The sequence below is a fragment of the Acinetobacter sp. LMB-5 genome (assembly GCF_001541635.1).
GTDB lineage: Bacteria > Pseudomonadota > Gammaproteobacteria > Pseudomonadales > Moraxellaceae > Acinetobacter > Acinetobacter pittii.
In genome coordinates, this window is the sequence record NZ_LRDR01000003.1 from 14,178 (window position 1) to 40,957 (window position 26,780).

25 protein-coding genes are annotated in these 26,780 nt (G+C 37.7%); 12 read left to right on the forward strand and 13 right to left on the reverse strand.

All coding sequences use genetic code 11. The annotated features are described in order from the left end of the window. Positions 1-4 precede the first annotated feature (4 nt). From AW165_RS03460 to AW165_RS03475, 4 genes are all read right to left on the reverse strand, one after another. Positions 5-1,219, reverse strand: coding sequence for an aspartate aminotransferase family protein (locus AW165_RS03460; RefSeq protein WP_005804572.1), 1,215 nt, complete (start codon positions 1,217-1,219; stop codon positions 5-7). Positions 1,220-1,355: 136 nt separating this feature from the next. Then, positions 1,356-2,627, reverse strand: a complete 1,272-nt coding sequence (locus tag AW165_RS03465) for a Glu/Leu/Phe/Val family dehydrogenase (RefSeq protein WP_060464960.1) — start codon at positions 2,625-2,627, stop codon at positions 1,356-1,358. Positions 2,628-3,664: 1,037 nt separating this feature from the next. Continuing rightward, entirely contained in the window at positions 3,665-5,092 is a 1,428-nt protein-coding gene (locus AW165_RS03470; protein ID WP_005078414.1) for an amino acid permease, read from the reverse strand. 413 nt (positions 5,093-5,505) lie between these two features. Further along, positions 5,506-6,783, reverse strand: a complete 1,278-nt coding sequence (locus AW165_RS03475; protein ID WP_060464961.1) for a hypothetical protein — start codon at positions 6,781-6,783, stop codon at positions 5,506-5,508. 127 nt (positions 6,784-6,910) lie between these two features. Here AW165_RS03475 and AW165_RS03480 point away from each other — a divergent pair, with 127 nt between their 5' ends. Together AW165_RS03480 and AW165_RS03485 are read left to right on the forward strand one after the other, a co-directional pair. Next, entirely contained in the window at positions 6,911-7,699 is a 789-nt protein-coding gene (locus AW165_RS03480; RefSeq protein ID WP_060464962.1) for a class I SAM-dependent methyltransferase, read from the forward strand. Between the two features lie 26 nt (positions 7,700-7,725). After that, positions 7,726-8,256: a hypothetical protein gene (locus tag AW165_RS03485; protein WP_081410527.1), complete on the forward strand. Its 531-nt coding sequence runs from the start codon at positions 7,726-7,728 to the stop codon at positions 8,254-8,256. A 53-nt stretch (positions 8,257-8,309) separates the two neighbouring features. Here AW165_RS03485 and AW165_RS03490 read toward each other — a convergent pair whose 3' ends face one another. Both AW165_RS03490 and AW165_RS03495 read right to left on the reverse strand, forming a co-directional pair. After that, the gene (locus tag AW165_RS03490) at positions 8,310-8,873 is read right to left on the reverse strand and encodes a hypothetical protein (protein ID WP_002116739.1); all 564 of its coding nucleotides are present in this window, start codon (positions 8,871-8,873) and stop codon (positions 8,310-8,312) included. A gap of 139 nt (positions 8,874-9,012) precedes the next feature. Beyond that, complete coding sequence (locus AW165_RS03495; RefSeq protein ID WP_002116954.1) at positions 9,013-9,480, reverse strand: Holliday junction resolvase-like protein; 468 nt, start codon at positions 9,478-9,480, stop codon at positions 9,013-9,015. Positions 9,481-9,638: 158 nt separating this feature from the next. On the opposite strand from AW165_RS03495, the gene AW165_RS03500 reads away from it, so the two are divergent. The 4 genes from AW165_RS03500 (at position 9,639) to yccS (ending at position 14,579) form a co-directional block, all read left to right on the forward strand. Next, positions 9,639-10,283 (forward strand): ParA family protein, encoded by a 645-nt coding sequence (locus AW165_RS03500; protein WP_032036650.1) that lies wholly within the window; start codon positions 9,639-9,641, stop codon positions 10,281-10,283. 124 nt (positions 10,284-10,407) lie between these two features. Then, entirely contained in the window at positions 10,408-11,526 is a 1,119-nt protein-coding gene (locus AW165_RS03505; RefSeq protein WP_060464963.1) for an AI-2E family transporter, read from the forward strand. A 123-nt stretch (positions 11,527-11,649) separates the two neighbouring features. Then, entirely contained in the window at positions 11,650-12,225 is a 576-nt protein-coding gene (gene sodC / locus AW165_RS03510; RefSeq protein WP_060464964.1) for a superoxide dismutase family protein, read from the forward strand. Positions 12,226-12,428: 203 nt separating this feature from the next. Next, positions 12,429-14,579, forward strand: coding sequence for a YccS family putative transporter (yccS, locus tag AW165_RS03515; RefSeq protein WP_060464965.1), 2,151 nt, complete (start codon positions 12,429-12,431; stop codon positions 14,577-14,579). 40 nt (positions 14,580-14,619) lie between these two features. On the opposite strand, the gene AW165_RS03520 is transcribed toward yccS, so the two are convergent. After that, complete coding sequence (locus AW165_RS03520) at positions 14,620-15,849, reverse strand: MFS transporter (RefSeq protein ID WP_060464966.1); 1,230 nt, start codon at positions 15,847-15,849, stop codon at positions 14,620-14,622. 369 nt (positions 15,850-16,218) lie between these two features. Beyond that, positions 16,219-16,587 carry a hypothetical protein gene (locus AW165_RS03525; RefSeq protein WP_081410528.1) on the reverse strand — a complete coding sequence of 123 codons (369 nt, stop codon included), beginning with the start codon at positions 16,585-16,587 and terminating at the stop codon, positions 16,219-16,221. A 237-nt stretch (positions 16,588-16,824) separates the two neighbouring features. Between AW165_RS03525 and AW165_RS03530 the strand changes: the two genes are divergently transcribed. Further along, positions 16,825-17,412, forward strand: a complete 588-nt coding sequence (locus tag AW165_RS03530; RefSeq protein WP_060464968.1) for an NAD(P)H-dependent oxidoreductase — start codon at positions 16,825-16,827, stop codon at positions 17,410-17,412. Between the two features lie 13 nt (positions 17,413-17,425). Beyond that, on the forward strand, positions 17,426-17,740 hold the full coding sequence (locus AW165_RS03535) for a putative quinol monooxygenase (RefSeq protein ID WP_060464969.1): 315 nt from the start codon (positions 17,426-17,428) through the stop codon (positions 17,738-17,740). Positions 17,741-17,785: 45 nt separating this feature from the next. Here the strand turns inward: AW165_RS03535 and AW165_RS03540 are convergent, their stop codons facing one another. Continuing rightward, positions 17,786-18,154: a hypothetical protein gene (locus AW165_RS03540; protein WP_002116952.1), complete on the reverse strand. Its 369-nt coding sequence runs from the start codon at positions 18,152-18,154 to the stop codon at positions 17,786-17,788. A gap of 94 nt (positions 18,155-18,248) precedes the next feature. Next, entirely contained in the window at positions 18,249-19,658 is a 1,410-nt protein-coding gene (locus AW165_RS03545) for an FAD-binding oxidoreductase (RefSeq protein ID WP_017403264.1), read from the reverse strand. 378 nt (positions 19,659-20,036) lie between these two features. On the opposite strand from AW165_RS03545, the gene serA reads away from it, so the two are divergent. The 3 genes from serA to AW165_RS03560 all read left to right on the forward strand — a co-directional run bounded on the left by serA (position 20,037) and on the right by AW165_RS03560 (position 23,206). Next, positions 20,037-21,269, forward strand: a complete 1,233-nt coding sequence (serA, locus tag AW165_RS03550; protein ID WP_002116919.1) for a phosphoglycerate dehydrogenase — start codon at positions 20,037-20,039, stop codon at positions 21,267-21,269. Positions 21,270-21,367: 98 nt separating this feature from the next. Further along, positions 21,368-22,252, forward strand: coding sequence for an EamA family transporter (locus tag AW165_RS03555; RefSeq protein WP_060464970.1), 885 nt, complete (start codon positions 21,368-21,370; stop codon positions 22,250-22,252). A gap of 90 nt (positions 22,253-22,342) precedes the next feature. Next, positions 22,343-23,206, forward strand: a complete 864-nt coding sequence (locus AW165_RS03560) for an EamA family transporter (protein WP_005067148.1) — start codon at positions 22,343-22,345, stop codon at positions 23,204-23,206. Between the two features lie 7 nt (positions 23,207-23,213). Here the strand turns inward: AW165_RS03560 and AW165_RS03565 are convergent, their stop codons facing one another. The 3 genes from AW165_RS03565 to truB form a co-directional block, all read right to left on the reverse strand. Continuing rightward, positions 23,214-23,657 carry a hemerythrin domain-containing protein gene (locus tag AW165_RS03565; protein ID WP_001019905.1) on the reverse strand — a complete coding sequence of 148 codons (444 nt, stop codon included), beginning with the start codon at positions 23,655-23,657 and terminating at the stop codon, positions 23,214-23,216. Between the two features lie 211 nt (positions 23,658-23,868). Beyond that, on the reverse strand, positions 23,869-24,645 hold the full coding sequence (locus AW165_RS03570; RefSeq protein WP_000525218.1) for a sulfite exporter TauE/SafE family protein: 777 nt from the start codon (positions 24,643-24,645) through the stop codon (positions 23,869-23,871). Positions 24,646-24,664: 19 nt separating this feature from the next. Then, positions 24,665-25,570 (reverse strand): tRNA pseudouridine(55) synthase TruB, encoded by a 906-nt coding sequence (truB, locus tag AW165_RS03575; protein WP_060464971.1) that lies wholly within the window; start codon positions 25,568-25,570, stop codon positions 24,665-24,667. A gap of 153 nt (positions 25,571-25,723) precedes the next feature. Between truB and AW165_RS03580 the strand changes: the two genes are divergently transcribed. Beyond that, entirely contained in the window at positions 25,724-26,755 is a 1,032-nt protein-coding gene (locus tag AW165_RS03580) for a lipase secretion chaperone (RefSeq protein WP_060464972.1), read from the forward strand. Positions 26,756-26,780: the final 25 nt, after the last annotated feature.

Genomic DNA, 26,780 nt, shown 5'->3' on the forward strand with positions numbered 1-26,780 from the left:
TTTTTTATTTAGCCAACTTTGCCAATGCGCGTTTTAAACGAGCAATTCCTTCATCAATATCTTGTTCAGGAATAATTAGAGACGGTGTAAAACGAACCACGTTTGGTCCCGCGATTAAAGCAAGCAAACCTTCTTCGCCCGCCCAAGTCGTAATGTCTTTCGCTTTCCCTGCATACTCAGCTTTTAATACGCAACCAATGAGTAAGCCTTGACCACGAATTTCTTCAAAAATCGGGTACTCAGTATTTAATTTATTTAATGCGTCTAGGAAATATTGATGACGATGTTTTACACCTTCAAGTACTTCAGGCGTATTAATAAACTCAAATACTGCACCTGCTACCGCACTCGCTAACGGGTTACCACCATAAGTCGTACCATGTGTACCCACTGAGAAATGCGGAGCAAATTTATCTGTTGTTAGCATTGCACCGACTGGGAAACCACCACCTAATGCTTTGGCAGTCGTTAACACATCTGGAATAACACCAGAGTTCATGTAAGCATACAGTGCACCTGTACGGCCTACACCAGTTTGTACCTCATCAAAAATAAGTAAGGCGCCAAACTCATCACACAGTGCTCTTAAGCCTTTTAAAAATTCGATGTCAGCAGGAATAACACCGCCTTCACCTTGGATCGGCTCAACAATAACAGCACAAGTTTGCTCATTAATCACCGCTTTTGCAGCTTCTAAATCGTTAAAAGCAACATGGTTGATACCATTTGGAAGAGGTGCAAAGTCTTGTGAATATTTAGGTTGACCACCAGCCGAAACGGTAAATAAGGTACGGCCATGAAACGCATTGTTAAATGCCACAATGCCACTTTTGCCAGCAATACCGCTGTCTAGTCCAACTTTACGAGCCAGTTTTAAAGCAGCTTCGTTTGCTTCTGCACCTGAGTTACAGAAGAATACTTTATCTGCAAATGTATTTTCAGTGAGTTGTTTTGCAAGGCGTAGAACGGGTTCATTTGTATAACCGTTACCAACGTGCCAAAGTTTTGTTGCTTGTTCTGTTAAAGCATTTACTGCCACTGGATGCGCATGACCTAATGCGTTTACTGCAATCCCGCCTGCAAAATCGATATATTCTTTATTTTCTTGATCCCAAATACGTGAACCTTCGCCACGTACCGGAATGAAATTTGCCGGTGCAAAAACTGGAACCATCCAGTCGTTAAAGTTGCTTCGAGTTACAGAAATTGGCTGTTCCATGCTTACCTCAGTATTTATTTAATATATTCGATAACACTTAAATTTGAATAATTCAGAAAAAGGGACTGAACAAATAAACCCTATAACATCCTTTATATTTGTTCAGACCACTTTTTCTAAAAGTAATTTCCGCAGATTAGCCTGGGAAAATACCGCGTTCTTTACGAGCTTTTAAGATACGCTCACATGCCAAGATGTAAGCCGCTGTACGTAAAGTACAAGCGTTGCTGTTTGCTGTATTCCAAACATCTTCCATAGCTTGAACCATCAATTTGTCTAAACGCTCGTTGATTTCTTCTTCGCTCCAGAAGTAGCTCGCCATGTCTTGAACCCATTCGAAGTAACTTACAGTTACACCGCCGGCGTTACATACCACGTCAGGAACTACAACAATGCCACGCTCAACTAATACATCTTCAGCTTTAGGATATGTCGGGCCGTTTGCGCCTTCTAAAATCAACTTAGCTTTAAGTTTTTGAGCACGTTCAACAGTGATTTGGCCTTCCAATGCAGCTGGAACAATAATGTCAACTTCAGCTGTCCAGAAATCTTCGTCAGCAATTGATTGCGCACCAGCAAAACCACCAACACCTTGATTTGCATTTACGTGATCACGTAATGCTTCAAGATCAATACCATCAGCATTGAAAATTGTGCCAGTGTGGTCTTGAACGTGTGTAACTTTCGCTTTTGATTCAACAAACAAGAAAGCTGCTTCACTACCTACGTTACCAAAACCTTGAATAGCAACTTTCGCGCCTTCAATTGCTAAATTAATTTTTGCTGCTACTTCACGACCTGTAACGAATACGCCACGACCAGTTGCTTTCACACGACCTAAAGAACCGCCTAAGTGAACTGGTTTACCAGTTACAACACCAGTTACCGTGTGACCTTGGCTAGTAGAATAAGTATCCATCATCCAACCCATGATATTGGCATTCGTACCAACGTCTGGAGCAGGAATATCTTTTTGAGGCCCAATAATATGACCAATTTCAGTCGTATAACGACGAGTCAAACGCTCTAATTCACGAGTTGATAATTTACGTGGATCAACACGGATACCACCTTTTGCACCGCCAAATGGCAAGTTCAAAACAGCAGTTTTAATTGTCATCCATGCAGACAACGCCATTACTTCATTCAAATCAACATTTGGATGGTAACGAACACCGCCTTTACCCGGACCACGAGACAAGTTGTGTTGTACACGGTAACCTTCAAAGTGCTGGATCGAACCGTCATCCATCACGATTGGCACGTCAACAATAAGCGCACGCTTAGGACGTTTTAAAGTATCGATATAATCAGCTAAGTGTTCTAAATATGGCGCTACACGGTCAATTTGTGCCAAGTAAGTTTGCCATGCATCGCTGTGTTCGTTTACGTATGAAAGATCTGACATCTTTTTTCCTATATACCTTCATAGACTCAGATTTGATAAATCCGTAGTCTTTATTATTCAGCAACTAAAACCTTGCAATAACAAAGTGTTAGTTTATTTACTAAACCTTCTGCTCTTCTAAAGCATTAGGTTTTTTAAATTCCATTTGTTGATACTAAAAGTATGATCTACTTTTATATATCGATATCTTTTACAAACTTTCTTTCATTTAACTTACTGTTTATAAAGCTATCTTTATAAAAGCCAAGTTTAACCACAACCCACTTAATCCAGTCGGCTGAAATATAAATACAAAAGAAATGGCATAACCGTTTGGGAGTTAAAAAGAACGATGATTTATAAAAAAATCATATGTCCATAAAAATTATTTTGACTAATCGATAGATCCCTCCATTAGTCTTTTTAAAAATAAACATTGTTCAATAATGCTACAGATTAATTATCTCTACACATACCGCTTAAAATTAAGCCGGAACATAGCTATAAAATCTTCCAATAAATATAGCATAGAGCACACTCATTTAGAACATTTTAAAATAAATAAGCAGAGAAAAAATAATCAAATCGCACTAATCTTTATAATAAAAAAACAACAAATATTAAAAAAAGCTTAACTTTAATAAAAAAAATTTATAGAAAACATAAAATCATAATTTAAAAAAATACACCAAATTAAAATTATAAATAACAATAACTTAAAAATTAATCACCTTCATAAATTTGTCAAAAAATTATACTCTCTCTACATTAAATCTATAATAAGTCCATTTCTAATTCATATTTCATAAAATCCAAAAAACCTCTTTATCAAATAACCAAGCTAAACATAGACTTAATCAACTATTAATAATAAATAAATATTAATAAGAATCCGATAAATGGTAATTTTATAAAACAATATTTGTTTTCATGATTAAAAATAAAACTTCATTTTTAAAAAAAATACAGAAATTCTTTCTTTTGCAGTTCCTTTAAGGCACAAAAAAGGCCCCTTTCGGGACCTTTAAAAACACATTTTTCGACTAAAAAGCTTAGCTTTACACTAGATCTTTCTTTCGATAAAAAATGAAGTAGCTTGCATAGCATAAAATGATAAAAATAATGCAGCAGATAAAACCAACTTGCATAGATGGGTCAAACACCATACTGATACAGGTAACGATACAGAACAGCCCACCTACAATTGGAGTAAGAGGGAAAAGAGGTGCCGCGAAGCGTAAATCTTTTGCTGTTTTACCCGACTTATACCACTGTCTACGGAAGTTAAACTGTGAAACGCAAATCGCAATCCAAACCACAACCATTGTAAAAGCTGCAACGCCCAACAAATTCTTAAAAATTGTTTCTGGCGCGAATTGTTCTGAAAGCAATCCAGGAATTGCACCAAACATAGTTACAGTAATGGCAACAATCGGTGTTCCAGAAGGAGTTAATTTAGAAAATATTTTTGGTAATTGATTTTTTGCCGAAAGCGACCACATCATACGTGAAGCAGCAAACAAACCAGAATTTGCAGCAGATAGTAAAGCCGTAATAATTACAAAGCGAATAATGTCTTCTGCGTATGGAATACCAATATAGTTAAATACCGTCACAAAAGGACTATTACTTACTTCATTTGCACTAAGGCCTGCAAGCTGGAACGGCAGTAATGAACTAATCACCACAATTGTACCAACAAAGAAAATCAGTAAACGCCAAATAGCCGCATTGATTGCTTTAGGAACTGTCTGTGCTGGATTCTCAGCTTCCCCCGCCGCTACTCCAATTAATTCTGTGCCCGAAAAAGCAAAGTTAACAATCAGCATAGTAGCAAAAATTGGGAAGAGACCGTTTGGGAACCAACCGTGAGCAGTCAGGTTACTAAATAATGGCGCTGTTTCATGTCCGTGGTAAGGAATAAAACCAAAAATTGCCAGTAAACCTAAACCAATAAAACAGATGATTGTAATAACTTTGACGAGTGCCAACCAGAATTCAGATTCGGCAAATAATCGAGTTGAACTAATATTAAGGAAAAAAACTAAGGCGCCAAAAAAAAGAGTCCAAGCCCATACCGAGGTAGATGGAAACCACTCCTGCACCAATAAAGCTGCCGCAGTAAACTCAGTTCCCAAAGTTGCAGTCCAAGTTAACCAATAGAGCCAAGTAATCATATAGCCCGTACCCGGACCAATATAACGGCGGGCGTATTCACCAAAAGAACCTGATTCCGGTACATGAACCGCAAGCTCTCCCAGACATAACATCACGGTATAGGCAATTAAACCGCCCAAAAAATAAGAAATAATTGCGCCAATTGGGCCTGCTTGGGAAATTACATCACCAGACCCTAAAAAAAGACCTGTACCTATGGCACCGCCAAGGGAGATCATCACCAAATGTCGAGTACTCATTGCTCGTTTCAAAGGTGCAGAACTTCCATGTTGCGATGCATCATTATTCCGATAATTTAATGATTGCATATAAAAAACTGTAACGACAATTTAGTAAAAAATCATTTTAGGAGAAAAAAATAAATATGCAATTATCTTTGAATAGTGAACTTATTTTAACCAAGCTCTTCAGGTAAAAATAAAATATATAGTAAAAACATTTAGTTATATTTTTTTATAGCTATAACTGTATTTTAATTAATCTTATATTATTTCTACAATTTATGTATTATGAAAACCCATTTATTTTTAAATATAATATTTATATACATTACTGATTATGCCTACTTTAAATACAGCAGATCACCATATAATAAACCTACTATTTATTTAAATAATGAATTTTAAAATAATATACAAATAAGTTTATAAAAAAATATTTTTTAAGCAAAAAATAAAGCCCAAACCTAAAGGTCTGAGCTTTATTTAAACACTATAACGTTTTAATAGCTGATGGTGCTCAACTGCTCTGTAGGTTGAATTGAACCTTCCGTAAATTCACACAGCCCTTGTTCATCAAAAGATAAATTTAGTTGCTTATAGCTAATCGCAAAAGAATCCGAATATTTTTTGATTACAAACGGACTCATATCCGATGTTAAAGGCTCTTCACTCTTGAACAATTTAATAATCTTACGATCATTCATCGCTAACAAATAAATCTCATTATTTAATTCAATATGCACTACACCAGTTTGCTCAGCCACAATTGGAACCAAATAAGATTTATTCGCCAGTAGAGTATCTACTGTATAACTTTCAAACTTTGAGTTGATGAGGTTGAATACCAGAACTAAACCAAAGCTAGTCTGCAAACCTTCTTTATAATTTGCATCTTCTTGAATTCGTTGTACTTTAATACCAAGCTTTTGAAAGTCTATCTCAGTTGCTTGATTTGTTTTTATCAGACTACGTGTAATAGCCTGTTTAAGGGGGTTATCAAAATAACGTTCATCTAACTGGAAATCATTTTGACGTAATATTTTTAACAACATTTCATCATGTTGGGTAAGAACATGCGCAAGTACATTACGGAAGTAAAACTTACTTTGTTTTTTGACCTTACGAACTTGCTGATAAAAATAGATTTCATCGAAATCATGTTCAATAAAATCATGTAATAAACTTGAACTAGCCAATACAGACAATGCTTCATGACCAGTAAATGGCAAATGAATCGTATGTAAGCTTGGTAACAGCTCTTTTATTTTTAAGTAATGTTCACGGTCAATCGAGAAATATGGGTCATAAACAATGACATATTCACGCGCTGAATCGACATCTTGCGGCTTAATCTGCATGTCCTTGTTTGCTACCGAATCAAAAAACTCAGCGTAGCGTCGGTCTTCAACATGCTCTGGGTCAATTGAATATTGAGGCACAAATGCAATCACACGGTTCATATTCAATGAATTAGAATATTTGATTGCCGCATAGCCGCCCATTGAACCGCCATAACCCACAATATTTTTAAAGCCTTCTAGAATAGGCGAAATTGCTTTTGCCAGCTCAATCATGCTTGCTTGAGGAAACCATGATTTTTGTTTTGGCATTACCCCAATAACATTATATTGGTATTTAATTAGAGACTTTTCAGCATTGATAGATAAGCCACTCGCTCGGGTAATCAAATCGCCAAAAGAGAGAACCAATGTATTAGAATCGCCTGGTAAAAAAATGGCTCTAATGTGTTCGTCTTCAAAAATAATTTGCTTATCCATGCTCACACCGAAAGAAAATTTACTCCCACATACAACGTCAAAAATGAAACAAAATAGGTGTTTTGCCAATTTATGATTGCGGAGTATCTTATTTTATAGATGCCAGTCAGATTAAAAAGCGCAAAATATGACACAATCCTTACATCCTGCCGCTCAAAAAGGCTTCAGTTCAGCTGCTGAACTATATCAGCAAGTTAGACCCAATTATCCCGCAGAAATAGTAAGTTGGCTGCAAAATTGCCTACAAATACAGGAAAAATCTACTGTTATTGATCTTGGATCGGGTACTGGCAAATTCTTACCCTACTTAAAACAAACACATGCTGATGTTATTGCAGTTGAGCCAATTGGCGAGATGTTACAGCAGCTTCAACAAGTTTATCCTGATATTCAAACATTACAGGCTTTTAGCCATTCAATTCCTGTAGCAGATCATAAAATTGATGCCATTATTTGTGCGCAATCTTTTCACTGGTTTGACAACCTCGACACCCTAACAGAAATGCATAGAGTATTAAAACCAGAAGGACATTTAGGGCTAGTTTGGAATCAACGCGACGAACGTACAGATTGGGTCAAGGCTTTAGCTGACTTCCTACTTCCTCTTGAGGGTGACACACCTCGTTATCATAGTGAAAAGTGGAAACGCGTATTTGAACAACAAGATTTATTTGTATTTGATAGCCTACAAACATTCACACAGTCACAACAGGGTTCTGTCGAACAAGTCGTGAGTAAACGTTTACTCTCTACTAGTTTTATTGCTGCAATGACTGAAAAAGATCAATTACAACTCAAAGCACAGTTTGAAAAAATTGTTTATGATTTTACGGGATTAGGTCCTCAAGATCAGATTGATTTTCCATATATTACGTATGCATATCACTTTCAGAAAAGTACGTTACCAATTAAATAATTAGTGAATAGGTTTGGTTGAAAGTTATGAAGAAAACACCTCAAATCATATTAATGTCTTTGCTTTGCTCTAGCCTATTTCTGACTGCTTGTAAAAAAGCGGATGAGCCTGCTAAGACGGAGCAACCTTCTAGCACCTCATCTACCGATCAGGTTTTAGAAAAACTGAATGAAAGACCTGTTAAGACCTTCCCTGCCACTGCTGATGATGCGCATGATATTGCGCTGTTAGAGGATTATGATCGTCGCTTTACAGAAATGAGTGACGAGATGGAAAGTGAATTAGCAAAAATGCATGAAGCTGGAACCCTCACTACAGAGTTTGAGCAACAGCGTACACTCGATAATGTGCGCTCTGCTCTAACCATCTTAAAAGATTTAGATCTAAAAACTGAGCAGGGCCGTTACATTCAGGGTCTACTTTATCAATATTGGGAAAACCAAGAAAAACACTTGAGTGATAAGCAAGCCAATAAAGATGAACAGATCAATGATCTTGCCGACTATTTACAAGCGCAAAATCAATTAAAATATTGGAAAGCATCGCAACAGAAATAAGCAATGTAGTGCTTATAAAAAAGCCTTCAAACTTATGAAGGCTTTTTTATAAATTATATATTTTGCTTTTCAACCCAATGAATTGCCTGAACGCGGAATAACTCACATGCACCATCACCCGTATCAGTTGGCGTAAGTGAAGATTTCCAGACTAAATTTTTGTCTTTAATCTCGACAAGGTCACCTTTAAGATAGACCAGATCACCGCGTTTAACCTGTTTAATCTGCTCTGCAATTTTCGGGTTGGCAGGAATGATGTGCATGTTAGACACCATTTGCATTGCTTGCTCTGCTGGAACAGGTAATTTAGGAATTTTCCAGTTTAAATAACGGTCATATTGTTTCACTGAAATATGACGTGCGATTTCAGGCTGTGCAAACAATCCCCAACTTACGGCATAGTCGATAGGAGAAAATTTAGCTTGTTCATCATTTTGATAAACTTTTGAACCCAAGATTCTGAAATTGCCTTGAAAAGGTTGTAATACAGAAATAGATTGATCTTTTTCTATCGGGCTCAAACCATTAGCAATATTATATTCACTTGAGGTCGATGCAAATGTTGAACTCATGCCAATCGCGGCGAGTAAGCCCATCATCAAACGTTGTTTTTTCATCGTGTTACACCTCAAATATTGCTCGATCAAAGTGAATAGATCTTCAATTTATAATAGCTTTAAGCGATGAAAAAAATATCGAAATTTAGTAACAATACAGATCAATTTCGTCTATTTTTGTGCTGAATTAAACAGCTTGTTAATCTTCAAAATCTATTCTCAACGTTTCAAAACGAACCTTGCCTTGTTGAACAGCTTGTGCAATTGCCTGTTGACCTTTCGTAAGTCTAGCTCCACCACTTTTTACATCAAGCAAAATAATATTGATGTCTTCTGCCGTACCATCGCCATCGCGAAAATCGGTGTATCCATCAAAGATAATATAGTCCACTGGATCGCCCATGAATTTTGCATCGCTTGGTAAATACTGAAATTCAGGTAAAACCGGAGCAAATTGTTCTGCCATTTTTCCTTTCAACACCGCACGACTTGTATTTACACTTCTCTTTTGTGCTTGAGTAAGCGCTTGTTGATGCTCTAGTTCAAGTTCAGCAATATATTGCTCATATTCAGCCTTAATTCGTCCATTACGTGTATTTGATAAAATAAGAGTAGTGATAATGATGCCAATTCCAGCACCAATAAGCATGGCAAGCCATACAGACATAAATTTTCCTTAAAAAGCACGAATTAAGATTACAGATCTAATCATATCTAAAATAACGAAACAGCTTAAACTTTTGTCAAATGTGGTCATCTCCTTCACATAAAAAGATGCTAAGGTATAAAACATAAACAAATATGCTGCTGAAAATAATTGGATTTATGAAAACGATACTTATTGCAAATCAAAAGGGCGGATGCGGAAAAACCATGACGGCCATTACGTTGGCAACAGCATTGGCACAAAAAGGATATAAAGTAGCATTAGCAGATTCGGACAATCAAAAATCGGCTTTACAATGGTTAAAACAGCGCCCTGATAGCGTTGCAACGATTCAAAGCCTAGACTGGCGTCATGAGAAATCAATTGGTGATGCACCCAAAAATCTGGACTATTTAATTATTGATGCGCCTGGTGCACTTTCAGGTGAGCATGCTGAACAACTTATTAGTGAAGCTCATGCCATTATTACTCCGCTTCAGCCTTCATTTTTTGACATAGACAGTACTCGTCGATTTTTGAAGCATTTACAAGATATTAAACGTATTCGCAAAGGCAAAGTACAGATTTTGCTTCTTGCTAACCGTGTAAAACCAAATAGTGCAAGCTCAAAAGATATCCAGCAGTTCTTTGAAAAAATTGAACAGGAACCTGTTGCATGGATTGCTGAACGCACTGCCTATGGCAGCTTAGCAATGCAAGGTTTAAGCATTTTTGATAAACCGCAAAAAAACTTTATTAGTATCCAAAATCAATGGCAACCTGTTCTAAACAAGTTAATTGAAGATAAAGCTGAGTGGTTTTAAAGGAATTTTAGCCTTTGAAACTGGATGTATAAGGTTCTTTACATTACGGCCTTAAAATTTGCCTCAGGTTATTTTTCAGTTAATATGACTTTATTCTATGTAGAAAATTAGAGAAATATTGTTCGTGCATCCATACGCTCCTAATTTACAGCGCGTTTTATTGTTTGGGCTGTTTTTTATTTTGATTTTTTTAGGATTTAATATCCTGAAATATTTTATCGTTCCTGTACTTTGGGCTGCCATCATTGCATATATGACTTGGCCTATTTATTTAAGAATTCAGCGTTTTTTTGGAGAATCACGTAATACTTTAAATGCAACCCTGATGATTAGTCTGGTCATTTTGGTAGTTGGTATCCCCTTTACATGCGCGGTTTTTATTTTGCAGCATGAGGGACGTAACTTATATTTTGATTTACAACGTCAGGTTTTTTCGGGTCATTTAAGCGTTCCAGATTTTATTCGTGACCTTCCTTTTGTAGGAAAAGAGATTTCTCGTACACTCAATGAGTTAAATAACGATCCTAATAGTACGATTCAAAATATCGCAGCTTGGGTACAAAGCCATTTAAGTTATGGCCGTGTGCTGCTCGGTGAAATTAGTAAAAATATTGTCAAACTTGGTTTTGCCGTATTTAGCCTCTTTTTCTTCTACCGTGATGGGCAACTGATTTTGTCTCAGGTGAGCAAAGCTTTAGAAATGGTCATAGGCCTTCGTGTTCATCACTATCTTGATACGATTTCTGAAACGACTCGTGCCGTAGTCTATGGTGTAGGTTTAACTGCAATTGCTCAAGCCGTTTTAGCTGGATTAAGTTATTTTGTAGCGGGTGTACCAAACCCAATGGTACTCACCATTGCTACTTTCTTATTAGCTCTAATCCCATTTGGTACTCCAATCTCCTATTTAGGCGTCGGCTTATGGTTGTTCTCTCAGGGACAAACTATGGAAGCAATTGGTGTAATTGTATGGGGTGTGGTGATTGTTAGTAGCTCAGATAATGTGATTCGCCCGCTTGTTATTTCCGGTGCCACTAAAATTCCATTCCTATTAATTATGTTTGGTGTGTTAGGTGGTATCGCGAGTTTCGGTTTGGTGGGATTATTTATTGGACCTGTAATTTTAGCTATTTTACTGGCGATTTGGCGTGAATGGTTACATGAAACTATTGAACCTGAACCTATGCCCAAAACGACCATGATTTATGATCCTGATAATGAATCTTCCAATCATAAAGAGTGACATACTTATTTAATTTAAAAATGTTTCAAGATACAAAGTGACTATTTAAATTAACTTGTAGGCTAAGCCTTCCTTTGTTTGAATCTAATAATCAGACATATATATTTATAAGGACATCCAACCATGCAGACTTTTAATAAAATTGGCGCAGTCTTTGCGCTTACAGCTTTTTTTGCAGTCGGCTGTAGTTCAGTCACAAAAACTATATCCGACACGGCTCACTCATTAACCACAATGCATACGAAAAAAGTGGTTGATGTAAATGAAGTTACCGCAAATGGTATTGGTAAAAAAATAGGTACAATTAGCTTTCAAGATAGCGACAAAGGTTTAATTATTACTCCTGCTTTAGCTGACTTACCTAGCGGTACTCGTGGTTTCCATATTCACGAAAATGCCTCTTGTGATCCTGCTGAGAAAGATGGAAAACCTGGTGCTGCTTTAGCTGCTGGTAGTCACTACAATCCTAACCAAGCTCCTCATCACGGTACGCCAACGACTGGCCATTTAGGCGATTTACCTGCTTTAGTCGTCGATAATACTGGTGTTGCAACCACGGCTGTGATCGCACCTCGATTGAAATTTGCAGATATTCAAGGCCGAGCGATCATGATTCATGCGGGTGGAGATAATTATTCAGACTCTCCTCTGCCTCTCGGCGGTGGCGGAGCACGAATCGCATGTGGTGTGATTAAATAATTTATCTGTTTATTAAATTGTGGGTATCTAAAAAGATATCCACAATTTTGTTAATTTATTGATCGCTATAACTTGGTTTAAGCCTAATAAAATCTTAAAAAATGACTGACTTTTGTAGATAAAAAGAATAATATTTTTGAAGTAATAAAAATTTAAAGTTACATACTGCTTTCTCACGTATTCTCTAATTTAGAACAAAAGCCGTGAATTATTTGACCCAAATATTTAATAGTTTTAAGACAAACTCGATTTTAATTTATTGCCTGCAAATTTTGATTGTACTCACAGGCACAACTTTAGGTTTGCTTTCACTAGACCATAACGAGCTGATTGTTCCTGTGACTTTAGGGGCAATTGCAGCAGCGTTAACCGACTTTGATGACCGTTTAAGCATTCGATTACGCAACTTAGTCTATGTCTGCCTGCTATTTTTTACAGTCAGTAGCATTCTTGGATTTCTCGCTCCCTACAAAATTTTCTTTATTCTCTATCTCTCAATTTCTAGCGCTTTTTTCATTTTATTAGGGGCTTTAGGGCAACGTTATGCCACGATTTCGTTTGGTACTATCTTGCTTTCCATCTATAGCATGTTCGGTTTAGGAGAATATGCTCATTGGTATCAGCAGCCTACCTACTTTGTCTATGGAGCTTTGTGGTACGGTTTCACCTCTATTTTATTTTTTATTATTAAACCTACACTCCCCTTACAAGATAAACTCTCACAAATTTTTAAAGAAATTTCTGTTTTACTACAGGCAAAAGCACGTTTGTTTGATCCCGACAATAAAGAGAATGTAGAACAGCTCTTATATGAATTATCCCTACAAAATACACAAGTGGCTCAAAGTCTGAACCAAATACGCAGTTCTCTACTCACTCGGCTAAAGGCTTCACGGGTGAGTAATAAAAGTATTTATTGGCTAAACCTGTATTTTTTTGCGCGAGACATTCACGAGCAAGCAACCTCTAATTATTTACATTACGAACATATTCAACAGAACTTTAGCCGTAGTGATCTTATTTTCCGTTTCCAAAAAAATCTGCGCCTACAAGCACAAGCTTGTCAGGACTTAGCTCAATGTATTTTATATAACCAGCCATATCAGCCTTCGCAAGAAAGTCAGAAAGTATTGGGACATTTGGAAAGTTCTTTAAAAGATTGGATACAACAACATCCACAAAATTTTGAAGTTAAAAATTTAAAACTTATTTTTGATAATTTAAAAGGAATGCATGAACAGTTTGAACAACTGCAATATGCCCAACCTGTTCCTGAAAATAACACTCAAACAAGACAAGAACACTTAAATTTACTTGATGATGATATTCAAGGATTTTCAGATCTTATCTTAAAACTTCGGCAACAACTTACGCCACAGTCAGCGCTGTTTAGGCATGCCATACGAATTGCTGTGGTTTTCGCCGCAGGTTATGCAATTTCACTGTTACCCTTTGCGCAGCATGGTTACTGGATTTTACTGACCAGTTTGTTTGTCTGTCAGATTACTTATTTTGCGACTAAAAGCCGTCTTAAATTAAGAACGATTGGTACCTTACTCGGTGTTTTATTAGGAATACCAATTTTATATTTTGTACCGAGTATTGAAGGCCAGCTCATCATTACAATTATTTGTGGAGTTTGCTTTTTTTACTTACGTCAAAAGAAATATGCTTTGGCTACGCTCATGGCTACCCTTATGGTGCTATTAATTTTCAACTTAAAAGGCGCTGGCTACAGCATTATTTTACCTCGACTGATAGATACCTTATTAGGCTGCTTTATTGCATGGCTCGCCGTAAACTTTATTTGGCCCGACTGGAACTTTCGAAACATCCCCAATAATATTAATAAAAGCAGCAAAGCAACCTTAGATTATTTCAATGTGATTGTTGAGCAATATCAATATGGCAAAAATCAGGATATAGAGTACCGCCGAATTCGTCGTGCTGCGCATAACGCTCAGATTGAGCTATCCAACATGATTTCAAGCTTAAGTGCTGAACCGAACCCGAACCCTCAACTCATCCATTATGCTTTTCGTTATCTGGTTTATAGCCACAGCCAACTAAGTTACGTGGCAGCGTTAGGAAGTCAGCGTCAAAAAATTGATGATCAACAAGTATTACAACTCTTACTGGATTGTCAGCAAATTCTTAAACAGAGCTTATTTGATCCGGCTTATATTGATTTCAATTTCCTTGAGCAGACTTTAGCGCAAATTCAAAGCCTAACTACTCATGAGCACTTTTCAGAGAATTACACACTCGTGTTAAAACAAATCAGTTTATTGCTAGAAACCTTGCCAGAATTATTAACACTTAAAGACAAACTTTTAGAACAAGAGATTAAGTAGAATAAAAAAATACCGGAATATGACTTCCGGTATTTTTTATTTAATTGTTGCCTTGTTGCAGTCTTTCTTGCATTTCCTGCTTCAAAGCACTCCGCGGTTGGCTAAACCAAAGAACAATAAAGGTAAATGCAGACAATGCAAAAGCCCATAAATGAAATTGTGTATAGAGATAACGTACAAGTTCAATCATTGCAAAGAAGCTCATCATCAGTAACATTGAAACTGCTGCTGCAACAGTTCCTTTTGATACCTCAGATGACATGAGTGCAAAGCGATATAAGACTGAAAAGCTAATTCCTTCACCAAAACAGATGAGTGTCATGCCTGTAAGCAAACAAGGTATGAGATAGGTTTGCCATACCACACCTAATATTAAAATGAGTGTACCGGTTAACATAATCGGCAAACCCATCATGACGGTTTTACCCAAAGGCAAACGGTCAATAATTTTGATTAAGACAATGTTGCCTACGATTAAACCCAAAAATACAGGGAATTGAGCTAAGCCATATTGCACACTGGTGAGCTTTAATTCATCTACTAAAATGATTGGAGATAAAGCAATCCATAGCATTAAAGGCATACCCACTAAAGGTAATGCGAGACTTAAACCTAAAAAACGGCGGTTGGCAAACACCTTTTTAAAATCATCAAAAAGATAACTAAAAGGTTGCTTGGTTACACTGACTTGCTGGCTTGGCATCTGTTTTTTCAACCCGATCCAACTGAGTAATGCCAATACTGCGATGGCGACAAAGCCCCAGTGCCATGACACATAATCAATTAAGAAAGCGCCAAGTACAGGCCCTAACAAGGGTGCAAGTAATGAGATATTTGCCATGAGTGCCATGACTTTAATCGCATCACGTTCAGCAAAGCTTTCTTGAATAGCCGCATATCCAACTGCTGAAATTACGGTTAAGCCAATTCCCTGCAAGAATCTTAAAGCTAGAAATTGCTCGATTTGCGTCGTCAGTAAAATTAAAAAACAGCATAGAGCAAAGAATAAAACTCCTGCTAATAGTACTTTTTTACGTCCTAGACGGTCCGACAAAGGACCAAGTAACCATGCGACAGATGCGCCACCTAACAAATAAAATGACATCGAAGACGGTGCCCAAGTTGCACTTACACCAAAGTCCTCAGTAATTGCCAACATGGCGGGCTGAATCAGGTCATTACCAATATAAACCGCAAATTCAAATAGCACTAAGGCCAAAGGAAACATCAACGTTGTACGGTTCAACGTTGTCGTTTGAGTATTTTTCATGAGTTGTACACTTCAAAATAGCGGCCATATGTCTGTACGACTATCTATAAAATAAGATGTAGTCATGACGATGACATGTATGGTCAATCAATCTTTAGTTAAGTTGTTATATGCCGTGAGAGTGCATGTTTAGAGTGTGAAACACCGTATTCACAAGGTGTCTAAAACGAGAAAAAATATATGACGTGAGATTCGGTAATTTTTTACCAATTGGCACAATTGCCGAGCGCAACAATAGCACTTTTTAAATTGATCAGCAATCATGCAATTTCAAGAAGCTTAAATTTCAGTTTTTTGCAAAAAAAGGCATGCAAATTATGCTTGTGCACAAACTCAAAGTTATCCACATATTCGATAAAAAATTAAGCATCATGGGCAAGGATTAACTTGGAAGTCTGTAGTTTCCTCTCCTTTTGTACATTGATAGCTTTGCTTTTTATTCACAATTTTCCAGATTTGCTGATCTCGTTTTAATAAATATTCAGTACGTGTTTTCGACACCGCATCTGGACTAGGTTCTGTTTGCAAAATAGTAACTTGCGCACTGGAAGGATCATCCGAAGCATTCATTTGCTGTGAAATATCTAAATTGCTTGCATCATTTAAAAGATCTGGTTGATCGAGTAATACAGCCTGTATAGGACTATCAGCAAGTTGAGCAGAAGAATTTTGAGGTGGAGCACAAGCTGTTAATATGCTTAAGCTGAAAATAACCAACAAACCATTCTTTTTCATCACTCTTCCCCTCTATTTACTTAAAATTAATGCTAAAGATAATAGGCCCCTTTTTCCTTTTGAGCTTTGTAAATAGGTATAAATTTATTAATATTAATGAGATAGATTAATTTTAAATAGAAATCCAATAATAATTATTGATTTTTTATCAACAATATTTTTCCTATTCATGCATTTTTCTACAACAGTAAATCTCATAGAGTATGCGTCAAATACAGGAATTTAATGAGAGCAACCTCCATGAGTAAGATTTTAATGATTAATGGTGCTAAACAATTTGCCCACTCAAACGGTGAATTAAATGACACATTAACCACCCTAGCAACCACACACCTCACGGAACTCGGCCATGAAGTTCAAGTCACCCGTGCAGACAGCAACTATGATGCTGAAAGTGAGGTTGAAAAATACTTATGGGCAGATGTTGTTATTTATCAAATGCCAGGCTGGTGGATGGGCGCACCTTGGACAGTCAAAAAGTATATTGATGATGTCTTTACCACTGGTCATGGTTCACTTTATGCAAGTGATGGGCGTAGCCGTTCTGATGCCTCAAAAAAATATGGTTCAGGTGGTCTAATTCATGACAAAAAATATATGCTGTCATTGACTTGGAATGCTCCAATGGAAGCATTTGAAGATGCAGATCAATTCTTCCACGGTGTAGGTGTAGATGGTGTTTATTTACCATTTCATAAAGCCAATCAGTTCTTAGGCATGAGCACCCTTCCGACATTTATCGTAAATGACGTAATTAAAATGCCTAACGTTGATAGTTATGTTGAAGAATATAAAGCACACTTAAATACTGTATTTGCAGCAGCCTAATAAGGAGAAATCCATGCTAACCATTATTGCGGAAATTCGTACTAAATCGGGTGGACAGCATCGCCAGAACGTATTGGATGCCTTTCAAAAAATCATTCCAACTGTTTTAGCAGAAGATGGTTGTCATGGTTATGAACCTTTAGTTGATCATAAATCAAATGCTAACTTCCAAACCCAAGAGCCTGACATGATTGTCATGCTAGAAAAATGGGAAAGTGTTGCTCATCTTGAAGCGCATTTAGCGACGCCTCATATGCAAACGCATCATGAAGCAGTTAAAGATGATGTAGTTGACGTCAAAATTAAAATTTTAGAAAGCGGCGTATAATTTAGGTCATTAAAAAAGACGATATATTTATCGTCTTTTTTGTTTTTAAGAGCAAAGCTGGGTTTGGAAACCTTTGGAACCCTTTCCTCGCGCACATTGGTAGCTCTTTTGCTTATTTTGCAATTGCCACTTTTCATCAACCAATTTGAATGAATATTCTGTTCGGATTGCGGAAACAGAATCATCCATTAAACCAGTTTGAATCACGGTAATACGGGAAACTGTTGGAGATTCTACTCGGTTAAATACTTGCTGAACTGAGGTATTATTGTGCTCTTTTACGATCTCAGGTTGAGCTTTAAGTACTTGTTGCATCGGGGTTTCAGAACCCACAAAAGGGATTAATTTACTGGTCGTCGCACACCCAGTGAAAAGCCCAGCACAGAGCGCTGAAATTAAAAATAAACGTTGCATTTTTATCACCAAAAACAAAAACCATAGCTTTATGATGCTATGGCTTTGTCGGTTACTCTGTAGAAACTATGTAGTCCTACAAAATAGATCTAAATTAAAGATCGAATAATTTACCTGGGTTCATCAAACCATTCGGGTCAAATACTTTTTTCAAAGCTTTCATATATTCAATTTCTTCAGGCGAACGTGAATATTCCAAATATGGCTTTTTCGTCATACCGACACCATGCTCAGCAGAGATTGAACCGTCGTATTTTTTAACGGTATCAAACACATATTTATTTACCACCTGACACTTCGCAAAGAACTCATCTTTGGTTAAGTTTTCAGGTTTCAAAATATTTAAGTGTAAGTTACCGTCACCGATATGTCCGAACCAGCAAATTTCAAAGTCTGGGTAGTTTTCTTGAACAATTGCATCAATTTCACGAATAAATGCAGGTACGTGAGTAATTAATACTGAAATATCGTTTTTGTATGGAATAAATGGCGCGATTGATTCAGAGATATCTTCGCGTAAGCGCCATAAGCTTTCTACTTGGTCAAGGCTCTGGCTCATTACGCCATCAAGTACCCAACCCTGCTCCATACAATGCTCGAAAATTTCCATTGCTTTATCGAGAATCGGCTCATATGGAGCTTCAAACTCAAGTAATACATAGAACGGGCATTCAGTTTCGAATGGGCGTTGTACATGGCCATGATCTAAAACTTTTTGCATTGCAAGTTCACCAAAGAACTCAAATGCAGTTAAGTCGATGTCTTTTTGGAACGCATGTAATACAGGCATCACTGCATCAAAATCAGGGACACCTAAAACTAAAACTTGTAAGTTTTGTGGTTGACGCTCAAGTTTAATTTCTGCTTCAGTCACTAAACCTAATGTGCCTTCACCGCCAATAAACAAATGCTGTAATGCATAACCAGTTGCATTTTTAACCATGCCTTTGTTTAAACGTAGAATATCGCCTTTACCAGTCACTACGGTTAAGCCAAGCACCCAGTTACGTGTCATGCCATATTTAATAACTTTAATACCACCAGCATTGGTACCGATATTACCGCCAATCTGGCTAGAACCCGCTGAAGCAAAGTCCACTGGGTAATACATGCCTTGTTCTTCTGCATAATTCTGCAATTGCTCAGTCACAACACCAGCTTGAACACGCACCATACGGTCTGCCGGGAAGAACTCAAGAATTTGGTTCATTTTGTCCATGCTAATGACAATTTCACCATTGGTTGCTACTGCACCGGCAGAGAGACCAGTACGACCACCTGACGGTGTAATCGCAACATTAAACTGGTTCGCAAGCTTTACAACTGCCTGAACTTGTTCAGTCGTTGACGGAAAAACGATGACCGATGGGTTCGGATTAAAATGCTTGGTATGATCTTTACCCCAGTTTTCGAGACTATCAGCATCAGTTTTAATACGGTTTTCACCGACGATTGCTGTTAATTGGGTGAGTAACTCAGGTGTTAAAGCGACTGGAGCATTCATCGTTTGCAGACCTAGCAAGAAGTAAACTGTGGTGGGACTATGACCTCATAATTCTCAAGGTTCTCACCTGAGCAAAGCCATAATGTTCAAGGAACTCCTATATTCTACATGTATCCGCGCAAGCGATAAAGTTCAGAATAGAGATACTGTCACTACAAAACATGTTTAACGTAAATAAATGCTTTCTATGGGGCTTTCAGAGAAAAATCACATTTATCCCCCTACCAAGCATATTTTAAAATGCTCGACAAGCCATAAACAGAAGTGATTAGACATAGATAAAATTGCCATAAGGCGATGGTATAAACGAAATATCTATAGCACCGCCCAGTATGTTATTATACCGCCACCAAATTTGGCCTTTGTAGCGGAGCCGTAATGAGCCAACATCTTTCACTACCTAAAGATAAAATCCGTTTCCTTTTGTTAGAAGGCGTTCACCAAAACGCAGTCGATACTTTAAACGCTGCGGGTTACACCAATATTGACTATCGTAAAACTGCTCTTGAAGGCGAAGCGCTTAAAGAAGCAATTAAAGATGCTCACTTTATTGGTATTCGTTCGCGTACCCAATTGACTGAAGAAGTTTTCGAAGCTGCAAATAAATTGATCGCAGTAGGTTGTTTCTGTATCGGAACAAACCAAGTTGATCTTAAAGCAGCAATGGCACGTGGTATTCCTGTATTCAACGCACCGTATTCAAATACGCGTTCGGTTGCAGAGCTTGTACTTGCTGAAACGATTCTTCTTCTTCGCCGTGTTCCTGAAAAATCGGCGGCTTGTCATCGTGGTGGTTGGGACAAGTCTGCTGTCGGTTCTTTTGAAACTCGTGGCAAAACTTTAGGTATTGTGGGTTACGGTTCCATCGGTTCTCAACTTTCAGTTCTTGCTGAAAGCATGGGTATGCATGTTATTTATTATGATGCAGTAACCAAATTACCAATGGGTAATGCTCGCCAAGTTGGTTCTTTAGATGAACTTTTAGCAACTGCAGATGTTGTAACGTTGCACGTGCCAGATGTTCCGTCTACACGTAACTTCTTTACTAAAGAACAATTTGCGAAAATGAAAGAAGGCGCGATCTTCTTAAATGCTGCACGTGGTACATGTGTAGTGATTGAAGATTTAGCTGATGCAATCAAGTCTGGTCATATTGCTGGTGCAGCGGTTGACGTGTTCCCGAAAGAACCTAAAGCAAATGGTGAAGAATTCCAATCTCCACTTCGCGGCCTAGACAACGTGATTTTGACTCCTCACGTTGGTGGTTCAACCATGGAAGCACAAGCAAACATCGGTTTAGAAGTTGCAGAGAAATTTGTTGCTTACTCTGACAAAGGTATGACACTTTCTGCGGTGAACTTCCCGGAAATCGCATTACCATTGACAGCTGGTCAACACCGTTTATTGCACATCCACAAAAACGTGCCAGGTGTATTGTCTAAAATCAACAACTTGTTTGCTGAACAAGGCATCAACATTTCTGGTCAGTCACTTATGACTAAAGGTGACATCGGTTACCTCGTCATGGATGTTGACGCTTCTGCTTCTCAAGAAGCTTTAGATATGTTGCATGAAGTTGAAGGTACAATTCGCGTGCGCGTATTGTTCTAATACGAACTGTAAATTCAAAAGCCACAGCATTGTCTGTGGCTTTTTTATGGGTATTTACATTATCATGTGAAAAGTATACCAATTGATCAAATAATAAAATGTCCACTTTAAACCAGAAATCTCAGCTACATGCTTTGGGTTTTCTTATTCTTGCTATGTTAAGCGTACAAAGCAGTGCATCTCTAGCAAAAATTCTGTTTCAGAACTTTCCTGTACTGACTGTTTCTGCAATGCGCCTATGTTTAGGTGCAATTATTCTTGCCATTATTTTTCAAATTTGGCGAATTAATTTTAGTCAGGTCCGCTGGAAAGCAATCTTAGCTTATGGATTTGCGCTTGCAGGCATGAACGCCTTATTTTATCTGTCGATCGAACGCTTACCGATTGGAATTGCGGTTGCTTTTGAATTTATTGGCCCTTTAAGTGTAGCGTTATACCACGCACGCCAAAAATATGATTTTGTTTGGGTGAGCTTCGCAATTATTGGGCTGATTTTACTTTTCCCTTTCAATCAGGCTCATAGCTTAGATTGGATCGGCGTCTTATTTGCAATTAGTGCAGGGTCTTGTTGGGCGCTTTATATTATTGCTGGTCAAAAACCTTCTGGTATTTCAGGTAATCACACTGTGTGTTTAGGAATGAGTGTAGGTGCATGCATCTTATTACCCATTACCTTTTTTTCAGGCTCAATTGCACAAGTTATAGAACTTCCCTATCTTTTTTATTTTATTGGCTTGGCAATTTTAGCCAGTGCTCTCCCATTCTCTTTAGAAATGTTGGCACTACGCAATTTGACACCTTTAAGCTTTGGAACACTGATGAGCCTAGAGCCAGCTGTTGCTGCACTTTCCGGTTTTATCTTCTTGGGTGAATATCTTTTATGGAATCAATGGCTAGCACTTGCAACCATTATCACTGCCTCTGTTGGTTGTACCGTAACCACCCAAAAAGCTCGCCAAGAACGTGAAAAAGTAGCAAGTTAATTTAATGAAACTTGCCAGCTAAAACATAGTATTCGTTATAATTGTCCACCATTATTTTTAGACATCAGATGAAGCGCTAGAGTATTTTCCATGCAAAATCTTCCAATTATTGCTGTGCTGTATATGATTTTGTCGATGGTCTCATATCAAATCAGCGCTTCATTTGCTAAGCAGCTCATTGCAACATTAGACCCTCTCACCGTTACAGTTTTAAGGCTGAGTTTTGCAACGGTTATTGTCGCAATTATGTTTCGCTCTTGGAAAATCTGGTCACGCTTACCCTATTTAAAATGGCGTGATTTATTGATGTACTGCGCATCTTTAGGGTTAATGAATATCCTATTTTATACCTCACTTGGAAAATTACCCCAAGGTATTGCTGTTGGATTAGAGTTTATTGGTCCATTGGGTCTTGCGCTTCTTTCTATTAAACAAAAGAGCGACTACATTTGGGTAGCACTGGCCATGTTAGGCATTGCACTCATGGTACCTTGGCAAAACCCTATTCAACACCATTTCTCGTATGTAGGTGCAGCATGTGCACTAGGTGCTGGACTTTGCTGGGCCTTCTATATCTATTTCGGTCATAAAGTTGTGACTCAAAATATCGGGATGCACGCCTTAACGATTGGGATCGGTGTATCTGCACTTGCCTTATTGCCAATTGGAATCTGGCACAATGCTCCTGCATTACTTGAGACACAGTACTGGGGTAAAGCCTTACTTATTGCGGTGTTAGCGACTGCAATTCCATATGCACTTGATTTAATGGCTCTCAAACAACTCAATAAATTAACTTATGGGACTCTAACGAGTTTAGCACCAGCATTGGCAGCATTAACGGGTTTCTTATTGCTTCACGAAGAAATCAGCATGCTGCAATGGGTGGCTTTGGCTTGCGTAATGCTGGCCTCTATTGGTGTTACTTTAAGAAGTACTAAAAAGGCTGCATAGGTTTACTCTACTGCTGCTTTTTATACTTTTTATATTCCTTTAAATATTTATTACCCAGTGTCTCCTTTTCGCTGTCTTTAAGAATTTTTCCAGCTTGTTGAAAAAACTTATGTTCTTCTTCTTTTAAATGATGATGGACTTTTTCACTCAACTGTTTGGCGGTTGCTAACCAGCTCGGGCTACTCATATCGGTTTTTTCAAGTTGTTCGACCAACTCATCCATTTCATGATGTTCAGATAAAGCATGTCTCGTAATATCTAAACCGACATCATCAAACATTAAAGGAATATAAAGGTAACGATCTTCGGCAACTGAATGGGCATAAAGTTCATTTTTTAATGCATCAAATAATTCTTTTCGTTCTTCGGTTAAACCGTGTGTCTGAATGAGTTGTTCAGAAAGGTTACGTTGATTTTCATGGCTTTCTCTTAATGCTTCGAAAATATTCATTCTCTTCCTCATCTTTTAGCTAAAAAATCTTTTTTATTTCAAGGTTTATCATACGTTGAAATTTATAATGTTTAAGTAGCTTAAAATGAGACTATTTTTTACACAGTTTTCTTTCTAGTAAATTTCTGTAATGATTTTTATATTTCTAACTGTAAATGATACACAAAAGTATGAACTGCATTTTTGAGACAGCTCATACTTTCAATCTTATTTAACCCGTAACAAACATTTGATAGCCCAAACGGCAAATCAGAATACTTACCAAAATTAAAAAGATAATTCGCACAAAACCACTGCCATATTTAAGTGCAGTACGCACCCCAACAATAGAACCTAGCACGTTAGCCGCCGCCATCATTAAACCAATATGTAAAATAGCGTGACCAGTTGGGATGAGGAAACTCAGCGCAGCTAAGTTAGTCATAAAATTACCAATTTTTGACAAAGCTGAAGCATGCAAGAAATCAACTTGTAAAAAACGGATAAAGAAGAAAATAAAGAAACTGCCAGTACCCGGCCCAAAAATACCGTCGTAGAAACCAATGGCCAAACTACCAATACCAGCTAAAATTAACATTTTCGTGGTAATTTTTTGCTCGGTATGAACTTGACCGAAGTTCTTTTTAACTAGGGTATAAATCGCAATCACAATCAACATTACGAAAACGAAAGGACGCAATACGGATTGTGGAATAAGTGATAAACATGCCGCGCCAGCAAAAGAACTAATCAAGGCACAAATGGCAATAACGGCTAAAAGCTTCCATTGCAATTTTACTTTTTTAGCAAATGTATAAGCCGCCGATGCAGTACCAAAAATGGATGAGACTTTATTGGTACCAATCACCGTAGCAGTCGACATGTTAGGAAAAGTGCTCATGATCCCGGGAATCTGGATGAGTCCACCGCCGCCTACAGCAGCATCAATTGCTCCCGCAGTAAACGCAAAAAAGATCAAACTAAGGATAACGTCCCATTCCATGCCCATGCTCTATACTCTACATCTACTACAAATTTAAGATACGCTTAGGTACCAACCGTTTTTTATCGGTAATCTCAGCTAAGCCTAAACAGCGCTCACCCGAAAACACCAAAACTTCTGCTTCTGCAGAATGCTCAATATTGCTTTCTAAACCGTTGCAAAAATATTTTTCACGCCCTTCCGGAACTTGAATTTTTAAGAAATGGTCAACTGGTGCATAAACTGGAAGTAGCAAAGCTTCTCTTTGCTCTTCTGTTAAACTTTCCAGATATTCAATGGTATAGCTCGGTATAAGCTCAAAATGTCCTGTTTGAGTCCGGTTCAGCATCGTTAAATGCCCACCACAACCGAGTGCTTCACCAATATCTTCACCTAATACACGGATGTATGTCCCTTTAGAGCAGGTTACATCCAGAGTGATACTATTTTCGGTAAACTCAATAAGCTCTAAAGCATAAATCGTGACTGGACGCGCCTCTCGCTCAATCTCTATACCTTTTCTCGCCAACTCATATAACGGCTTACCTTCTTTTTTCAAAGCCGAATACATGGGCGGAACTTGTTGAATATCGCCTCTAAACTTTTCTAAAGTTTGTTCAATAAGTTCTTGGTTAAGAACAGGGACAGAACGTTCTTGTAAAATATCCCCTTCCACGTCACCTGTTGTTGTGGTCTGCCCCAATCGAACAGTGGTCTGATAGCGCTTTGTTGAGTCCAGCAAATAATGTGAGAATTTAGTGGCCTCTCCCAAACAAATCGGGAGCAAACCTGTCGCCAAGGGGTCTAACGCTCCAGTATGGCCTGCTTTTTGGGCGCGATATAACCAACGCACTTTTTGCAAAGCGGCATTTGAACTTAAGCCTAATGGTTTATTTAATAGAAATACACCACTGATATGGCGACGAGAAATTTTTTGATTTTTTGTCGTCATTTTTACTGGAACACAAAGCTAGAAAAAAGTGCCGACATGTTAGCAAATTCGGCAAGATATTTTCATAATATTTAGGTGCCTTTTCACTTATTTTATGGCACATTAATGATCGAGTAAAAAAACAACAAATTAAAACTTAAGGAAGATATCTTTATGCAAGGGATGCAGAAGAAGGTATTGTGGTGCGTGCTCGGATTTTTTATTTTGAGCCTCATTGCATGTGTATATTGGTTAAGTCCTGATTCAAAAAACACATCACCCCAAGTCAGTGAAAAGACAGCTCAAAATTTAGCATCAGCTCTACCTACAAATCATTCATCGCTAAATGCAGATGCTTACCATAGTAAAAGTCAGCAAGATACTGAAGTTAACTGTCAGTTAAAAATTGATAGTTCCCAACATTTGGTTGTTAACAGTCAAACTCGTGACTGCTTTGAATATTTTATTACTCAATATGGAGAAAATGATTTAGAGCAAATTAAAAATCACTTTGGACAATTTATTCAGGGGAAATATTTAGAGCCAGCTCGCTCACAGATTCTGGATTTATGGACCCGCTACTTAAAATACCGTGAACAGCTTGCTCAAATCCAAACACCTCCATCAAAACAACAAGATAAAAATTATTTTCAAAAGGTATTTAATTCAATTCAAGATTTAAGGAAACGTTTCTTTTCGGCCGCTGAAATTGAAGGGCTCTTCTCAAATGAAGATATATATCAGAACTACACGCTAGATCGTATGCAAATACTTGAGGACTCTTCTTTAAGCGAAATTGAAAAGGCTCAAAGGCTTAAAGAACGCTTTGAACAGCTACCAGAAGACTGGCAACAGAACCTACAAGAACTCTCTAAACTTGACGACTTACATGCACTGACCAAACAAATTAAAGCACGTCATGGTTCAGCAGAAGAGCTTAGACAAATACGTACAGCACTTGTTGGAGCTGAAGCAACTCAAAGGCTAGAAACTTTAGATACACAGCGTAGTGCTTGGCAGCAAAGGGTCACAAGTTACTTGAGTGGACGAGATGAAATTATTAAAAGCAATATGAGCGATAGTGCTAAAAACCAAGCTATACAACAATTACGCCAACAACAATTTAACTCATCACAAGAACAATTAAGACTTCGAACTTTTGAAACGGTCCATGATCAGGGAGGTGAACTGCCATTTAATTATTAAGCCTTTCTTTTTAGGAATTGGCTAA